This window comes from Pseudoalteromonas sp. BSi20495 (genome assembly GCF_000241185.1).
GTDB lineage: Bacteria > Pseudomonadota > Gammaproteobacteria > Enterobacterales > Alteromonadaceae > Pseudoalteromonas > Pseudoalteromonas fuliginea.
Window position 1 is genome coordinate 1 of record NZ_BADY01000152.1, and the last position, 16,865, is coordinate 16,865.

A 16,865-nucleotide genomic window follows, 5' to 3' on the forward strand; every position below is an offset into this window, starting at 1 on the left:
GAAACGAAACAGCGCCGATGATAGTGTAGCATTTGCTATGTGAAAGTAGGACATTACCAGGATTTAATTAAGAGAAACCCGTTACAGTAATGTGACGGGTTTTTTGCTTTTTGGAATTTTGTAAATAGTCCATGCCGAACTCAGTGGCGAAATAAAATAGTTCTAAGGCGAGCCCCGCAGAAGGACGCCCCGACACAAAGATAGTGTAGCATTTGCTATGTGCCTCTCCACAGCTGTGGCACTACGACATTACCAGGATTTAATTAAGAGAAACCCGTTACAGCAATGTGACGGGTTTTTTGCTTTTTGGAATTAAGAAAAACATCCCCCTTTAAATTCAACAACAAAACTAGTTGCGTCTATTCGCGCGTGCTAAAATCCAATTTTTATGAATGATGATATAGAGGTCTAGTTTGCCTACAGCTGATTATCAAAAGGTGCTTGATGAAATAGCACATGAAGTACGCCCTTTATTATCACAAGGAAAAGTAGCTGATTATATACCGGCCCTAGCAGAGGTCGATCCTGAGCAATTTTCTATTGCTATTTATACAACTGATGGTGAGACTGTGTGTGCGGGGGATTGCTCCCAACGTTTTACTATTCAATCAGTTTCTAAAGTTATGACACTTACTATGGCACTGCAACGTTATGGTGATGAGCTTTGGCATCGAGTTGGAAAGGAACCTTCAGGTACTGCTTTTAACTCGCTTACACAGCTTGAGTTTGAAAAAGGGATTCCTCGTAACCCTTTCATAAATGCAGGCGCAATTGTAACGTGTGATGCGTTGTACAGCCGCTTATCTGCACCAATGCACTCTATGCTCGAGACCTTTAGGTTGTTAGCTGGTAATAGAGGGATAGTGATTGATAAAAAAGTCGCTAATTCTGAGTATGAATTTAGGCATCGTAATGCTGCTATGGCACATTTAATGAAGTCGTTTGGTAATTTTGAAAATGAAGTCGATGATGTTTTATGGTCTTACTTTAACTTTTGTTCTATTGAGCTCAACTGTATTGAATTAGCCAAAGCTTATAATTTTTTAGCTAATAAAGGTGTTGATAATCGATCGGGCGATCGTGTTTTAAGTAGTCGTCAAAATAAGCAGCTAAATTCGCTTTTATTTACCAGTGGTTTATATGATGCTGCGGGGGATTTTGGTTACAGAGTAGGTATGCCAGGTAAGTCGGGAGTGTCAGGGACTATTTTAGCCGTGTTACCAAATAAGTTTACGGTAGCTGTTTATTCTCCAGGGCTTAATTCGTTTGGTAATTCGGTAGCAGGAATTGCGGCGCTGGAACTACTATCTAAAAAGCTCGATATTTCTATTTTTTAGGAAATCGAGAGGGAGCAATACTTGCTCCCACCGTTATTTACTGTTCCCAATAAACCTGTTCTAAGCAGTCTTCGCGTTCTGGTAAACCGCGAGATAAGCGAGGAGAGTGCTGAACTAACACTTCATAACTAGCTCGGTTGGCATATTTACTAATTTGCGATAGTGATGAGTAAGTAATAGCTTGTTGCTGATGCTTAGCAGAGTTTGCCACGTTAAGTTTATGATAAACATTTGCTGATAAGTCATGTAGTACAGCCGCTAAAGCACAATCGCCTGCACCATTGGTGTTTTTAATTGAGTCAGGTCCACCCATGAATGGGGCTGTATGGCTATATGCTCTTATAGGCTTATCACACTCGGTTTTACGCATAGCACGTGAAAATTCGTATCGATTAAAATCAGGTATTGCTCCTGGTAATAACGGGTATTCGGTTTCGCGCTTTAAATTTTCGTCAACGTAGCCGGCCATAAATAAGCCTTTTTCGCCAGCAGTACAAATTACCAAATCTACCCAATCAAGTGCTTTATCAGCAGCTAGGAGAGGGTCTTCAAAACCCGTAATAGCTAACCCTTCTTCTTCGTTCATAGCAAGAATATCAACATGCTTTTCAACAAAGTTTGCCCACCAGGTAGGGTCTTGCTCAATTAAGAACTTGGTACCGAGTGTAAGAACAACTGGCACACCTGCATCATTAGCGTATTTTACCGCTTGCATAGTCGCTTCAGTCATCGTTTCACTACCTTGCGTACGCATAAGATAGGCACTGATCACTAATGCTGATGAATTTTCAATAAGGTTTTTATCGATAGATTCAGGACGTAAGTGATTCATTAGGCCCGCACTTATTGCAAAAGTACGCTCACCGGTTTCATCAATTAATGTAAAACAACGACCTATAGGCCCATCTACTGGTTGAAGATAGTTTAAATCTACACGGCTTGAGGTATTACATAAAAAGCGGTAAGCATAGCTACCTATTTTTATATTTTCGCTCATTACGCCTAATAAAACTGAGCGATCATCTGCAAGTACAGAGTAGTTGTGCATAGTGTTACCAATGGTCCCACCGGCAAACTCAAAATCAACCATATCGTTTAATTTTAAACGATCGTATAAGGCGTTTGTTATGTCGCTATCAATAACTTGCGACATACCTCTACGTAGTTGAAATTCGTCAAGGAAAGCTTGATCAACTTTTGCCTCTATATCAACAACGATCTGATCGATACCCGTAATATAACTACGTTGTAATCGCTCTGTTGCGTTAAGTTGATTGGTAAGTGGATCTTTGGCTTCCACTGGAAAATAATGTTTATGCCTGCGGCGTCCAGGAAATTTCATTTGCTACCCGTGTTGTGAGCTAAATAAAAAAAGCGTGAGATTATAGCGTAAATCAGCATGAGTGAGCCATTACAAACGGGTAAATATTGTTTTATTTTTGCAATAAAGTAATGAATGACGCACTTTAGAGTGCTAACTAGGTATAATCACAGCATAAAAAGTTATTTAAGTAGAAAGAATGAACGAGCCATTTGATGATTCCTACTGGATGGAGCAAGCGCTTTTGTATGCAAAGCAGGCAGAGTTGCTTGATGAAATCCCTGTAGGAGCGATTGTAGTAAAAGATAACCAGCTAATTTCAGTAGGGTACAACCGTTCAATAACCGATAACGACCCATCTGCCCATGCCGAAATGATCGCAGTACGAGAAGCAGGAAAAGTGCTTAACAACTATCGTTTAATAGATTGTACACTGTACGTAACATTAGAGCCTTGTTCTATGTGTGCAGGAATGTTGGTGCATAGCAGAATAAAGCGTTTAGTATTTGGTGCAGCCGACGAAAAAACAGGGTCTGCTGGTTCAATTATGAACTTATTACAAGAACCGAGGTTAAACCATCAAGTTGAAGTGTGTGGTGGTGTTTTAGCACAGCAGTGTGGCAATACTATTTCAGATTTTTTTAAACGTAGAAGAGCACAAATTAAAGCAGCTAAAAAAGCTGCTCGTGATGCGACTAATCTTTAATTAGTCGCAGGGGATATTTCTGACTCTACCATTTGCTGCATAGCAAACATTCGGCGACGCCAGATAATCTTTTTGTGCAGTTTGCGCAACATAACACGACGACGTGTGGCCGTTGAATAAATTACATTACGTTTTAATCTTTGTGTGCGTCTACGTTTTAGCATGTTTTCTCCTAATGCAAGAGTGAGAAAGGCACGAGGCATATCTTATAAATTAATGATATACAATTAACACACATTAGTGATCATTTGATGACAAGTAAACAGATATTTAATTTACTTAAATTTCGCTTATAGATATGGTCAAAAATAAACACCTAAATTAATCTTAGTTATTTTTTTCACTTGACTGCTCGGGCTCAATTATAGGTAGTTGCTTTTGTATTTGAGCTTCACTTGCCTCAATTTTTATCTCACTTGTTACGTTTAGCTTTGGCTCGATTACAGTGCTTAGCTCTACGATTGATTCAGGTTTTTCTGTAATGGCATTATTTTCATCTAGCCAAACAAGTGCATCGTAATAGCGACGAATATTATCAACATATTTAACCGCTACATCGCCACGCGCATAACCATAGCGAGTTTTACGGTAATAGCGCTTTTTAATTAACAGCGGTAAGCGTTTTTTTACATCAGCCCATTTATCAGGGCTTGCGCCTTGCTGCTCGGTAATTATACGCGCGTCGTTAACGTGCCCCCAACCTACATTGTAAGCCGCTAGTGCAAGCCATGTTCTATCAGGTTGAGGAATTCTATCAGGAATACGCTTAATCAGTTTACTTAAATACTTACCACCACCGCGAATATTTTGCTCTGGCTCTAAGCGGTTGGTAACACCTACTTGTTTTGCTGTACTGCGGGTTAGCATCATAATACCGCGAACGCCTGTTGGCGATTTAGCGCGAGGATTCCACATAGATTCTTGATAGCTAAGTGCCGCTAATAAACGCCAATCAAGGCTACCAGCATATTGTTCAAACCATGGTTGGTATGTTGGTAAGGTTTCTTTGATAGCTTCGATATAAGCAAGGGTATTTACATAGTTAAATTGGCGCACGTGGCCAAAGTATTTTTCTTCAAGTACGTAGAGCTGATTACTCTGTTTTATATCGCCAAAAAATGGCACTAATAAGGAGTATAAAGAATCATCTTTTGATTTATTAAGTATCCATGCAATCGGGTCGTTATGACTAACAGAAAAACCGATACTTAAATTTGGATGATAACGGCGAAATAACGATAGCGTATGTGTATCAGCGAGTGTGTAATCTATTTCGCCATCAATAACCGCTTGAAGTAGTTCTTCTTCATCAAACTCTTCGCTTTCTATCCAAGTAAGATCTGGATTGTTTTTTTTCATTTTTTGCAGAGTAAGCGAATGACTACTTTTAGCGATAACAGTAAAGTTGCCATCTAAGTCGGCAAACTCTCGAGGACGAACACGTCCTTGCTTATAAACTAATTTTTGGCTAATTGTGCGATAAGTTGGTCCATAACGGTATTGCTCTGCACGGGTTTTATTATAGGTAAGTCCTGAGGCAATTAAATCTAAATCACCGCTTTCAAGGCGTTCAAACATATCGGATAAGTTAAAAAATGGCACTATTTCAAGCTCTACACCTAGATATTCAGCAAATGCTTGAGATAACTCATATTCAAAGCCTTGTTCACCTTGAACGGCTTGATAATAATTACTAGCACTTGCAAGTGTACCCACACGTATTTTGTTTTGTTCTTTTATTTGGGCGAGTTGAGTTGGCTGCTCTTGCATATCACATGCACATAACAGCATAACTAAAGTAATGATTATTATTAGTTTTTCTTTGAACATTGAGTGCCCCTTAAACTCGCCAGCCACCGTTATAGCAAAACTAAGCCATCGCGTCACTTTACCTTTTATTTTATTAACCAAAAGAGGCTATAAATAAAGCTAAAAAGTTAATTTTATGAAAAGCGTAATTTTGAGTTAAATCTGAATGCTAATTGGACTATAATGCGTGCCTAAAATATCGTTCAATCCCTAACCCCGGATGAAATTACCTATGTTGATCCTTCGTGGTGCACCAGCACTTTCAGAGTTCAGAGTTAATAAAATTTTAGCGCGTTGCCAACAATCGCAACTTCCAGTCACTAACGTATACGCCGAGTATGCTCACTTTGCCGATTTAACATCGCCGTTGAGTAGCTCTGAGCAAACCAAGCTTGAAAAACTATTAACTTACGGTCCAACTATTGCTGAGCATACCCCAGCTGGCAAACTTGTACTTGTTACACCTCGCCCAGGTACCATTTCACCTTGGGCATCTAAAGCTACCGACATCGCCCACAACTGTGGTTTAAAGCAGGTTCACCGTGTTGAACGCGGTATTGCTTATTATGTTGAAGGTGATTTAAACGCAGAACAACTTGTACAAGTAACTGCGTTATTGCACGACCGCATGACTGAAGCCACACACAATGAACTTGAAGATGCGGCTCAGCTGTTTCGCAGTGATGCCCCACGCCAAATGTCGTCTGTCGATATTTTAGGTGGTGGACGTGAAGCACTAGCAACAGCCAATGTTGAGCAAGGCTTTGCGCTTGCTGATGACGAAATAGACTACTTAGTAGAAAATTTTACAAAGTTAGGACGTAACCCTAACGACATCGAATTGTTTATGTTTGCACAAGCGAACTCAGAGCATTGTCGCCATAAAATATTTAATGCTGACTGGACAATCGATGGTAAAGAGCAGCCAAAATCGCTGTTTAAAATGATTAAAAATACGTTTGAGTTAAATCCTGAAAATGTATTGTCGGCGTATAAAGATAACGCGGCAGTAATGAAAGGCTCAAAAGCGGGTCGCTTCTTCCCAAATGCGCAAGGTGAATATGCGTATCATCAAGAAGACATTGAAATACTAATGAAAGTTGAAACGCATAACCACCCAACAGCTATTGCGCCATTCTCAGGTGCGGCTACAGGTTCTGGTGGTGAGATTCGCGATGAAGGCGCAACTGGTCGTGGCTCTAAGCCAAAAGCTGGCTTAGTTGGCTTTACTGTATCAAATTTACGTATTCCAGGTTACGAGCAACCGTGGGAAAGCGATTTTGGTAAGCCGGGTCGTATCGTAAACGCACTTGATATAATGACAGAAGGTCCACTAGGTGGCGCTGCATTTAATAATGAGTTTGGTCGTCCTAACTTGTTAGGCTACTTCCGTACTTACGAAGAAAAAGTAACAAGCCATAACGGTGAAGAAGTACGTGGTTACCATAAACCAATTATGCTTGCCGGCGGTTTAGGTAATATTCGCTCTGATCATGTTCAAAAAGGTGATATTCCTGTAGGCGCTAAATTAATTGCGCTAGGCGGACCTGCAATGAACATTGGTTTAGGCGGTGGTGCTGCATCGAGCATGGCCTCTGGTCAGTCAAATGAAGATTTAGACTTTGCTTCAGTACAGCGCGAAAACCCAGAAATGGAACGTCGTTGCCAAGAAGTTATCGATAAATGTTGGCAGCTAGGTGATGAAAACCCAATTGCATTCATCCACGATGTAGGTGCTGGCGGTTTATCAAATGCGTTTCCTGAGCTTGTTAATGATGGCGGACGTGGTGGTAAGTTCCAATTACGTAGCATCCCTAACGATGAGCCAGGCATGGCACCACACGAAATTTGGTGTAATGAATCACAAGAGCGTTATGTACTCGCTGTTGGCGTAGAGGACTTTGACCGCTTTGAAGCAATTTGTAAGCGTGAACGTGCCCAGTACGCTGTTATTGGTGAAGCAACCGCTGAACCTCACTTAACGGTGTCAGACAGCCATTTTGAAAATAACCCTGTTGATTTGCCGCTGGACGTATTATTAGGTAAAGCACCTAAAATGCACCGCGATGTAACGTCAAAGCAAGTTGTTGGCAAAGCGCTTGATATCACATCAATAAATGCAGCAGATGCAGCGCAGCGCTTAATGCGTTTACCTACCATTGCAGAAAAAACATTCTTAATAACAATCGGCGATCGTTCAGTTACGGGTTTAGTAGCGCGCGATCAAATGGTCGGTCCTTGGCAAGTACCTGTTGCTAACTGTGCAGTAACTGCGGCAACGTATGATACTTACCACGGTGAAGCTATGTCACTCGGTGAGCGTACTCCGGCTGCATTACTTAATTACGGTGCATCTGCTCGTTTAGCTGTAGCTGAGTCGTTAACTAATATTGCCTGTGCAAACATCGGTAGCCTTGAAAACATTAAGTTATCGGCAAACTGGATGGCAGCAGCGGGTCACCCAGGTGAAGATGCTGGTTTATATGAAGCTGTTAAAGCCGTAGGCGAAGAGCTTTGTCCTGCGCTTGGTTTAACGATTCCAGTAGGTAAAGATTCTATGTCGATGAAAACGACATGGAAAGATGAAGGTGACTCACAAGAGAAGTCAGTAACATCGCCGCTTTCACTGGTTATAACTGCGTTTGGTCGTGTTGACGACGTACGTAAAACAGTAACACCACAACTGCGCACAGATAAAGGCGATACATCGCTTATATTAATTGATTTAGGTGCGGGCAAAAACCGCATGGGCGCATCAAGCCTTGCGCAAGTTTATAAGCAATTGGGTGATGTAACCCCTGATGTTGATAGCCCAGAGTTATTAAAAGGCTTTTATAACGCAATGCAAGCGCTTGTGGCTGATAGTAAGTTACTTGCTTATCATGACCGCTCAGACGGTGGTTTATTTACCACAGTAGCTGAAATGGCGTTTACGGGTCATACCGGTGTAACGGTTGATTTAGCAGCTTTAACAGGTTCAGACATTGAAGCGCTTTATAACGAAGAGCTAGGTGCCGTAATTCAAGTTGCAAATGCTGATTTAGATGCAGTGAATGCGGTGTTTGAACAACATGGTATAGCAGCAATTAGCCACAACATTGGCACGCTTAACAGTGACGATACGATTATATTTAACCGTGGCGAAAATACGGTACTTAATCATACGCGTACTGAGCTTCGTACTATTTGGGCTGAAACAACGTATCAAATGCAAGCACGCCGTGATAACCCTGAGTGTGCTAAGCAAGAGTTTGATGCTAAATTTGATGCAAAAGATCCAGGCTTAAACGTAAAACTTAACTTTGATTTAAACGAAGATATAGCTGCACCATACATTGCAACCGGTGCTAAACCGCAAATGGCTATTTTACGTGAGCAGGGTGTTAACTCTCATTTAGAAATGGCGGCAGCGTTTAATCGCGCAGGTTTTGCTGCTGTTGATGTGCACATGAGCGACATTTTAGAAGGTCGTTTAACACTAGAGCAATTTAAAGGTTTAGTGGCCTGTGGTGGTTTCTCATACGGTGACGTACTTGGTGCGGGTGAAGGTTGGGCTAAGTCTATTTTGTTTAACGACATGGCACGCGATCAGTTCCAAAACTTCTTCCACCGTGAAGATACTTTCAGCTTAGGTGTATGTAACGGTTGCCAAATGTTATCAACGTTAAAAGAGTTGATCCCTGGCACTGAACATTGGCCGCGCTTTGTAACTAATAAATCAGAGCGTTTTGAAGCACGCTTTAGTTTAGTAGAAATACAAGAGAATCCGTCTGTGTTCTTTAATGGAATGGCTGGCTCGCGTATGCCTATAGCGGTTTCTCATGGTGAAGGTCATGCTGAGTTTGCAAACGATGCAGCTACTAAAGCGGCGCTTGATAGCGGCACTGTAGCGGTTAAATTTGTAGATAACTACGGTAACCCTACAACGCAGTACCCAGCTAACCCTAATGGTTCTCCAGAAGGTATTACAGGTATTACGTCAACTGATGGTCGTGCCACTGTAATGATGCCGCATCCAGAACGTGTATTCAGAAGCGTTGCCAACTCTTGGCACCCAGATGAGTGGCTCGAGGATAGCCCGTGGATGCGTATGTTCCGTAACGCACGTAAAAACGTAGGTTAATTATATTTACGTTTATACAAGTTAGATTCATAATCTTACTGTAAAATAAAAAAGGCTGCATTGTGCAGCCTTTTTTGATTATACCAATCTGCTTATATATGGGGTCTATTTAACGTTAAAAAAATTACGCTAGAACTAGGCAAAAGTTTTATATCTAGTTGTTCTAAATAAAAAACTTTTAACGACGTTATAGTGCAATTTAATTCGTTAAATTGATCAAAGATTTATGCAGGTTAGTATTAGTATAGCTAAAAGCACAAAGCATTTAAGGATAGTATGTTTAAGCGAATTGGTTTAATTGTTGGAGCTGTATTACTAAGTACCTTACTGCTTGGTTATGTATTTCGCTTGCCTTTATTACAGTGGGTTATAGCGCCTGAGCTCGAAAAAGCGGGTGTCACATTAAACTGCCTTGATTTTTCAATCACGTCTGAACTAAATATTCATGCTGACAGAGTGTGTTTAAATTATCAAAATCAACAATTACAACTTACTGGTATTACTGCAAATACAAAGCGTGTAGATATTGAAAATGCAGTGCTAACAGTTAATCCACTCCCTAAAAGTGATAACGCTAATCAGCTTGCTAAAAATCTCGGTTTAGCACTTCCCTTAAATCGCCCATTAATCAATATTAAACAGCTTGTAGTAAAAAATGATGAGCTCAATAAGCCACTTAAAATAAGCATATTAGAACCCGAACTAAATAAATTTAATGTCTCAGGTGATATAAACGCAAGTGCAATTTTGACTGCTAATAAAGTAAGGGGTCAGTTTGAAATTAATGACACTTTTTTAAAGCACGTTATAAACACTAAAAATACATTAATAGCAGATTTTAACTTTAATACTCAGCAAGCATTTAGCTTTGATGGTATAGAACTTGAGTTAAATGGCGATATTAGCTCCCAGTTTGCTCACACGTATGAGCAGTGCAAAGTTAACGTATTAACCACTGGTAAATTGGCGACGCGTTTTAATTTAAATAGCCAAGCGTTAATGTTTAATACCGATTTGCTTAATAACAAAATTAATTTAACACCAAGCTGTACTGAGTTAATTCCACCAAGTGAATATGCAGGCTTTATTAGCAAACAAGTTCCTTTAAATTGGCAACTTAAACTCCCTCAATCAATTCGCTTAGAGGCTAGTGAGCTCAGTGTACCTGCAATTAATTTGGTAAGCGTGGGCGATAAGCAATTTGATATTTTAATAACAGATACAACACTAAATATTACATCTCCATTTGAAGACTTACAGTCAACTTTATCAGCTCAAATAAATACACCCGATATAAATAATATTAACGTTAATGCTCAGTTATCTGGCGCTGCGATTAAAGGCGATTACGCCGTTATGCTTGAAAATTTACCTGAGTTTGTACCCGCAACAGCGGATGGGCTTAGCCTTATTGGTCACTTTAATATAAGTGAGTTTATAGACTCAAAACCAATTGGGCTTATAAATGCTAAATTAACGCTTAATAGTGTAGATGCGTTTGATATAAGTGCAGTGCAATACCAAGGTGATTTAACAGCAAAAATGGATAAACAGTTAAACGCAGAGGTAGCGTTAACTCAGCAATTAAAAAGCGCAGAATATAAAGAATTTAAAGTCACAGATATAAGTAACACATTAACAGCAAATGCTAATTTAGGCGTAGGTGAGTTATTTGCTGATCTAACAGCAAAAACGAATATAAAGGCTGTTAATAGCCCCGACATAAAACTTAATAATATAAAAGTAGAGTCTACGGGCTTGCAAAGCCGTGCACTAAAAGCCACGCATCACGCATTTATAAACGATGTTGAGTTAGTGATAAATCATCATATGTCGTCGCAAGCTCATCCATTTGAAGTGGTTATTCCTGAACAAAGTGCGCTGTCGTTAAATGCGTTTATTAGTCAATTTGAGCCACTTGCACAGTTAACAGAGGGCGAATTTAATGGCTATATTAGTGGCGATATAAACTTACAAAATGCACTGTTCAATATAGGGATTAGTCATACAAGTGCATTGTATAACGATTACCTTGCGAGCGATTTAAGCAGTACATTTAGCGGGGAATATAATTCAGGTAAGCTTAATGTAAAACCAACTACCTTTAATTTAAATGAGTTTAGAGCAGGTGCTGTAGTTAAAGCGGTTGAAGGGCAGTGGCAAGTGAGTAGTAATACCGCGCTTATAAATGATGTAAAAGGAAGTGTGTTTGGTGGTGAGTTTTCATTAGATAGCTACACAGTAGGGAAGCCAAACCAAGTTGCTAATGTTAAGTTTGAAAATATTGATGCAAGTAAACTTGTTACACTCGACGATAAGTCGGGCATTGTATTAACGGGACGCTTGGCGGGGTCTTTACCGGTTCACTTTGATAGTGGAAAAATTGAAATAATTGACGGTAGCTTATTTAGCCAAGGAACAGGTAATTTAAAAATTACCAATAATGCCGCGTTTGATTCAGTAATGCAGCAACAGCAAGAGTTACAACCTGTTTTAGGGCTATTAACTAATTTAGATATTCAAAAACTTAATAGCAGTGTGGCACTAAAAAACGATGGTTGGTTAAAACTAGGGGTTAATTTGCAAGGCTATAATAAAGCAGAGCAGCAGCAGGTTAACTTTAATTATAACCACGAAGAAAACGTATTTACACTTTTACGTGCACTGCGTTTAAGTGACGAAATTACACAAAAAGTTGAGCAACAATACTCACAAAAAGGAAACTAATAATGAGACAGTCGTTATTGATAAAAGTACTGCTCGCGCTGAGTGCTATTAGTGCACTCAGTGCTTGCACGCATCGTGTTGAGGTGTCTGCTAAAGAGCCCATTACTATTAATTTAAATGTGAAGGTCGATCACGAAATTCGCGTAAAAGTAGATAAAGAACTCGACAATTTATTTAGTGACGACAGTGAGTTATTTTAAGGAGCTTGAACATGAATACGAAGAAAAAATTAAATATTATTACGTTAGTTAGTGCAGTATGTATGTCTTTCTCTGCTTGGGCTATTAGCCTTGATGACGCTAAAAACCAAGGTTTAGTAGGTGAAGATAGCTCTGGTTATTTAGGGCTTGTTGTACAAAACGCAGAGGCAAAAGCCGTTGTTGATGACATAAATGCAAAGCGTAAAGCGCAGTACTTAAAGCTCGCTAAAAAGAATAACTTGTCGCTTTCACAAGTAGAAGCACTTGCTGCTGCTAAAACAATTGAAAAAACCCAAAGTGGTCATTACGTTGAAGTAAATGGTAACTGGGTTAAAAAATAAGCGTTAGTTATTGCTTTATTTTGCACAAAGTTTTGTACAAACCAAAATAAAACCGAGCATTTAAGCGCTCGGTTTTTTACAGCCTTTAAGTAACTGCTGCCAAAAATCAATCCCCTTACGCCTTGCTAAATTTATATTATGCTCAGGAATAGATTCAGGCTCGTTATAACTATCAAGTGCTTCGCTCATACTTGCTTCGCGGATTAAATGCAATGTAGGAAAGGGCGCTCTATTTGTGTAGTTTGCGGCATCGGTTTCATCACTGTCAGCAAATACGTAATCAGGATGAAAATTAGCGATTTGATACTTACCTTCAAAGCCTTGCGCGACTAAAAGTGCATTAGCTAAATCGACCAAGTCTAAAAAGTCTTCAAAGTCACTAAAGCCATTGTCAAACATGATAAGGGTTGTTTCGCGCTCTGGTTCACGGTCAAGCTCAACACATTGCTCAAGCATATCCATTACAGCATCATCCATGCTCGTTGCAGAGCTTACTATGTAATGAATACAGTTATTTTCTACTTCTTTACGTGCAAATGGGCAAAAGTTATATTTAACAATAACAGATGACACCCATTCACGGGTTTGGCTTATAGCTATGTTGGTCACGGTTTTGGCTCTAAATATTGATTAATAATGTTAAGTGTTTTTTGTATAGCACCTTGGTTTTTAGTTACGCATTGCGCAGCTTTAATACCTAAGGTTTGGCACGCTTTTGTGTTTTGGCTAAACGTTATAAGCTGCTTTGCGAGTTCGTCGTTACTATTAACCACTACAGCACCTTTGAGCTTTGTTAGCTCGGGATAAACATGGTCAAAATTGTATGTGTGTGGACCTGTTATTACACCTACCGAAAACGCTGCTGATTCCAGTGGGTTATGCCCACCTCTGCGAATTAAGCTGCCACCAATAAAGCTCACATTTGCAGCGCCATATAAAAACTGTAATTCACCAAGCGTATCAGCAAGAAGTACTTGCTCATTATTATAGTTATTTTGGCTACGACGGCTAAAGCTAAGTGGGCTTTGCGTTAAAAGCTCTGCCACTTTGTCAAATTGCTCTGGATGGCGCGGGGCAATTATAAGTAATGCGTTCGGTTGCTTTTTTAGTAATTCTTGATGGGCTAAAAGTACCAGCTCATGCTCAACAGGATGTGTTGAGCCTGCCACCCATACAAAGCGTTCATTACTACTATAAAGCTGTTTAAGGTTGAGTACTTTAGCTAGTTGATCTGCACTTGGTGTTATATCAAATTTTATTGAGCCTGTTACATGGCTTTTTGAAGCTTCAAGACCAAGTTCAATAAAGCGTTTAGCATCTGTTTTATTGTGACTCGCAAGTACCGTAATTGAGCGCATAATAATATGCGTTAATTTAGCGACCTTTTGATAGCCTTGCTGTGACTTTTCAGAGAGTCTTGCATTGATGACAAGTACTGGTATGTTTTTTTTGTGGCTTATCGCCATTAAATTTGGCCATAGCTCAGTTTCTAAAATACATAATGCCTGTGGTTTTATACGCTTTAAAAATCTGGCTGTCGCAAACGGAAAATCGATTGGTAAATAGCTACACGCTACAGTATTTTTAAACTGGCTAAGTATTTGCTCTCTGCCTGTTGGAGTATTACAGGTTATAAGTATATTTAAGTTTGGATGCGCTTTTTGCAAAGCTTTAATAAGTGGCGTTGCGGCAAGTACCTCACCAACAGAAGCACAATGAAAAACTAAAGGTTTAGTTTTAACCGTAAACAAAGACTTACCGACAAACCCAAAGCGCTCTTTAAAGTGTGCACGATAGCCTTGGTTTTTTTTACCTCGTAAAATATAGAGATAAAATACAATCAGTGGGCTAATAATAATTAATGCGAATGAGTAAAAAATGCGTGCCATACTGATCTTTCTTAAAGGGAAGTGGCGTTAGTTTACCGTGAAATAGCCGTTTTCTAAACAGACTCGTTATAAAATATGGTCTGGGTTCAGTTATAACCCGATAAAATACACACAATTAAATAAAATTATGAAATAATGAATTTAATTTTTCCTGCCATTTCAGTTCCAAGAGGAATTTTTTCATGTCAATTATCGATTCAGTGGCAACTAGCTACGTTGAAACATTAAACCGTCATCAAGCATTATTTGAAACGATGGAAGCTTATCATCAAGAATCTATGCAACTGTTAGAGGCATGTCATAGTGCATTACAAGCTGGTGGCAAGATTGTTTGGTTTGGCAACGGCGGTAGTGCAGCCGATGCGCAGCATTTAGCAGCAGAATTTGTAGTGCGTTATAAATTGGAACGTGGTCCGCTTGCCTCTATGGCATTGACCACTGACACCTCAATTTTAACAGCGCACAGCAACGATTATCACTTTGATACGGTATTTGAACGCCAAGTTCAAGCGCTATGTAAGCCAGAAGATTTAGTTATTGGTTTAACCACATCAGGTACTAGTAATAATATTAATTTAGCATTAGAGGCTGCAAATAAACTAGGTGCTTTTACCGTGGCACTAACGGGGCGTGATGGCGGTAAAGTAAAAGATATTGCTAAGTTACCTATCATTATAAAAAATGACGAAACAGCACGTATTCAAGAAGCTCACATGTTTATAGGTCACTGGTTATGTGAAGCCATGGATATGGTTGTTGCGGAGCAGCAGTAATGGATTTATCGTTATTAAAAAACTTATCAGCGGCACGCATATTAGTTGTTGGCGATGTAATGCTAGACCGTTATTGGTACGGTGATACCGGGCGTATTTCACCAGAAGCGCCAGTCCCTGTTGTTAAAGTAAGTAAGTTTGAAGACAAAGCGGGCGGCGCAGCTAACGTTGCAAAAAATATAGCGCGGTTAGATGCAAAAGTTGGCTTACTGGGTTTAATTGGTGAGGACGAAAGCGGGCAAATTTTAGAGACCATCCTAAAAGGTGAAAAAATAAGCTCACAATTAGTCAGTGTATGTGATTTACCGACTATTTCAAAAATGCGTGTTATTAGCCGCCACCAACAACTGGTTCGTCTTGATTTAGAAGAAACATTTACTGAGCAGCATAGCCAGCTTTTGTTAAACCGCTTAGAGTTGGTACTTGATGAATACGATTTTATTGTGTTCTCTGATTACAGCAAAGGATCTTTAAGCTTAATTAAAGAGATGGTAAGCCTTGCTAAGGGCGCGGGAAAAACGGTTTTAATCGACCCTAAATCGCCAGATTTGCATTTATATGAAGGTGCTGATTACATTACACCTAACTTACATGAGTTTAAGTTAGCGGGTGGTCAAACCGATTCAGAAGCAGCTTTAGCAGCAAGTGCGCGTGATTTAATAAGCAAAAATGGCATTAAAGCCATGTTACTTACGCGTTCTGAGCAAGGTATGTCGCTTATTAGTGCAGCTGAAAAATTTGATTTTGCAGCGCAAGAGCTTGAAGTAAGCGATGTAACCGGGGCTGGTGATACGGTTATAGCTACACTCGCTGTTATGCTTGGCGCGGGCATGGAACCTAAAGATGCTGTCGAAATTGCTAATTTAGCCGCAGGTATCGTTGTGAGTAAGTTTGGGGCTGCAACTGTCTCGCCAGAAGAGCTAAGCCGCAAGCTTGGTCAGTATTTACATACTACGGGTGAGCATTACCAAACACCATTTGATGATGTACTTCAGCATATTGAATTTGCAAAACAAAACGGCGAAACCATTGTATTCACTAATGGCTGTTTTGATATTTTACATGCCGGGCATGTACGTTATTTAGCGCAAGCTAAAGCACGAGGCGATAGGCTCGTTGTTGGATTAAATAATGATGAATCAATTACGCGTTTAAAAGGGGCAGAACGCCCTGTTAACCCGCTAGATGAGCGTGCAATGGTACTTAGTGCACTTTCATCAGTTGATTGGGTTATTCCGTTTGGTAGCTTAGATGAAAACGATACTCCCGCTAAATTAATTGAGCAGATAAGCCCGGATATTTTAGTTAAAGGTGGAGATTACACTGTAGATCAAATAGCGGGTGCTGAGCATGTACTTCGCCATGGCGGAAAAGTTGAAGTGCTTGAATTTTTAGATGGGTGCTCAACATCAAAAGTAATTAGTAAAATTAAACAGTAATACCAATTTTATTAAAAACATGAGCATTCTAGCGTATTAAATAACTCACTAACTACGTTAAAAATTATTTATATAGAACAACTATGTATCATAATTTTAGCCTTGTTATTGAGCTATTTTCTTATCGCTATAATAGAACAATAATTTAATGCAATTGGTATAATCACTGATTTAAGTTTACTTAACAAATACAAAAAAGG

At 39.6% G+C, this 16,865-nt stretch carries 13 protein-coding genes; 8 read left to right on the plus strand and 5 right to left on the minus strand.

Annotation, left to right across the window (positions count from 1 at the left end; translation table 11 throughout):
- Positions 1-413: 413 nt before the first annotated feature.
- On the plus strand, positions 414-1,337 hold the full coding sequence (gene glsB / locus P20495_RS03635) for a glutaminase B (protein ID WP_007378792.1): 924 nt from the start codon (positions 414-416) through the stop codon (positions 1,335-1,337).
- A 37-nt stretch (positions 1,338-1,374) separates the two neighbouring features.
- On the opposite strand, the gene P20495_RS03630 is transcribed toward glsB, so the two are convergent.
- Positions 1,375-2,679 (minus strand): inosine/guanosine kinase, encoded by a 1,305-nt coding sequence (locus P20495_RS03630; RefSeq protein ID WP_033016283.1) that lies wholly within the window; start codon positions 2,677-2,679, stop codon positions 1,375-1,377.
- A gap of 178 nt (positions 2,680-2,857) precedes the next feature.
- Between P20495_RS03630 and tadA the strand changes: the two genes are divergently transcribed.
- On the plus strand, positions 2,858-3,364 hold the full coding sequence (gene tadA, locus P20495_RS03625; protein WP_007378794.1) for a tRNA adenosine(34) deaminase TadA: 507 nt from the start codon (positions 2,858-2,860) through the stop codon (positions 3,362-3,364).
- Here the strand turns inward: tadA and P20495_RS22225 are convergent.
- Together P20495_RS22225 and mltF are read right to left on the minus strand one after the other, a co-directional pair.
- Positions 3,361-3,528, minus strand: coding sequence for a hypothetical protein (locus P20495_RS22225; protein WP_007378795.1), 168 nt, complete (start codon positions 3,526-3,528; stop codon positions 3,361-3,363). The genes tadA and P20495_RS22225 overlap by 4 nt on opposite strands.
- Before the next feature lie 163 nt (positions 3,529-3,691).
- Positions 3,692-5,194 (minus strand): membrane-bound lytic murein transglycosylase MltF, encoded by a 1,503-nt coding sequence (gene mltF, locus P20495_RS03620; RefSeq protein ID WP_033016288.1) that lies wholly within the window; start codon positions 5,192-5,194, stop codon positions 3,692-3,694.
- Between the two features lie 211 nt (positions 5,195-5,405).
- On the opposite strand from mltF, the gene purL reads away from it, so the two are divergent.
- The 4 genes from purL (at position 5,406) to P20495_RS03600 (ending at position 12,564) form a co-directional block, all read left to right on the plus strand.
- Positions 5,406-9,296, plus strand: a complete 3,891-nt coding sequence (gene purL / locus P20495_RS03615; protein ID WP_033016290.1) for a phosphoribosylformylglycinamidine synthase — start codon at positions 5,406-5,408, stop codon at positions 9,294-9,296.
- Between the two features lie 276 nt (positions 9,297-9,572).
- Positions 9,573-12,023, plus strand: coding sequence for a YdbH domain-containing protein (locus P20495_RS03610; RefSeq protein ID WP_008138479.1), 2,451 nt, complete (start codon positions 9,573-9,575; stop codon positions 12,021-12,023).
- A gap of 2 nt (positions 12,024-12,025) precedes the next feature.
- Positions 12,026-12,223 (plus strand): YnbE family lipoprotein, encoded by a 198-nt coding sequence (locus P20495_RS03605; RefSeq protein ID WP_007378800.1) that lies wholly within the window; start codon positions 12,026-12,028, stop codon positions 12,221-12,223.
- 11 nt (positions 12,224-12,234) lie between these two features.
- Entirely contained in the window at positions 12,235-12,564 is a 330-nt protein-coding gene (locus tag P20495_RS03600) for a YdbL family protein (RefSeq protein WP_002961068.1), read from the plus strand.
- A 60-nt stretch (positions 12,565-12,624) separates the two neighbouring features.
- Here the strand turns inward: P20495_RS03600 and P20495_RS03595 are convergent, their stop codons facing one another.
- Positions 12,625-13,173 (minus strand): DUF1415 domain-containing protein, encoded by a 549-nt coding sequence (locus P20495_RS03595; RefSeq protein WP_008138481.1) that lies wholly within the window; start codon positions 13,171-13,173, stop codon positions 12,625-12,627.
- Complete coding sequence (gene waaA / locus P20495_RS03590; protein WP_008138483.1) at positions 13,170-14,453, minus strand: lipid IV(A) 3-deoxy-D-manno-octulosonic acid transferase; 1,284 nt, start codon at positions 14,451-14,453, stop codon at positions 13,170-13,172. The genes P20495_RS03595 and waaA overlap by 4 nt, the downstream gene beginning before the upstream one ends.
- A 182-nt stretch (positions 14,454-14,635) precedes the next feature.
- Between waaA and P20495_RS03585 the strand changes: the two genes are divergently transcribed.
- Positions 14,636-15,226 (plus strand): SIS domain-containing protein, encoded by a 591-nt coding sequence (locus P20495_RS03585; protein WP_002961065.1) that lies wholly within the window; start codon positions 14,636-14,638, stop codon positions 15,224-15,226.
- Entirely contained in the window at positions 15,226-16,665 is a 1,440-nt protein-coding gene (gene hldE / locus P20495_RS03580) for a bifunctional D-glycero-beta-D-manno-heptose-7-phosphate kinase/D-glycero-beta-D-manno-heptose 1-phosphate adenylyltransferase HldE (protein WP_008138485.1), read from the plus strand. Before P20495_RS03585 ends, hldE begins: the two co-directional genes overlap by 1 nt.
- The last annotated feature ends 200 nt before the right edge of the window (positions 16,666-16,865 follow it).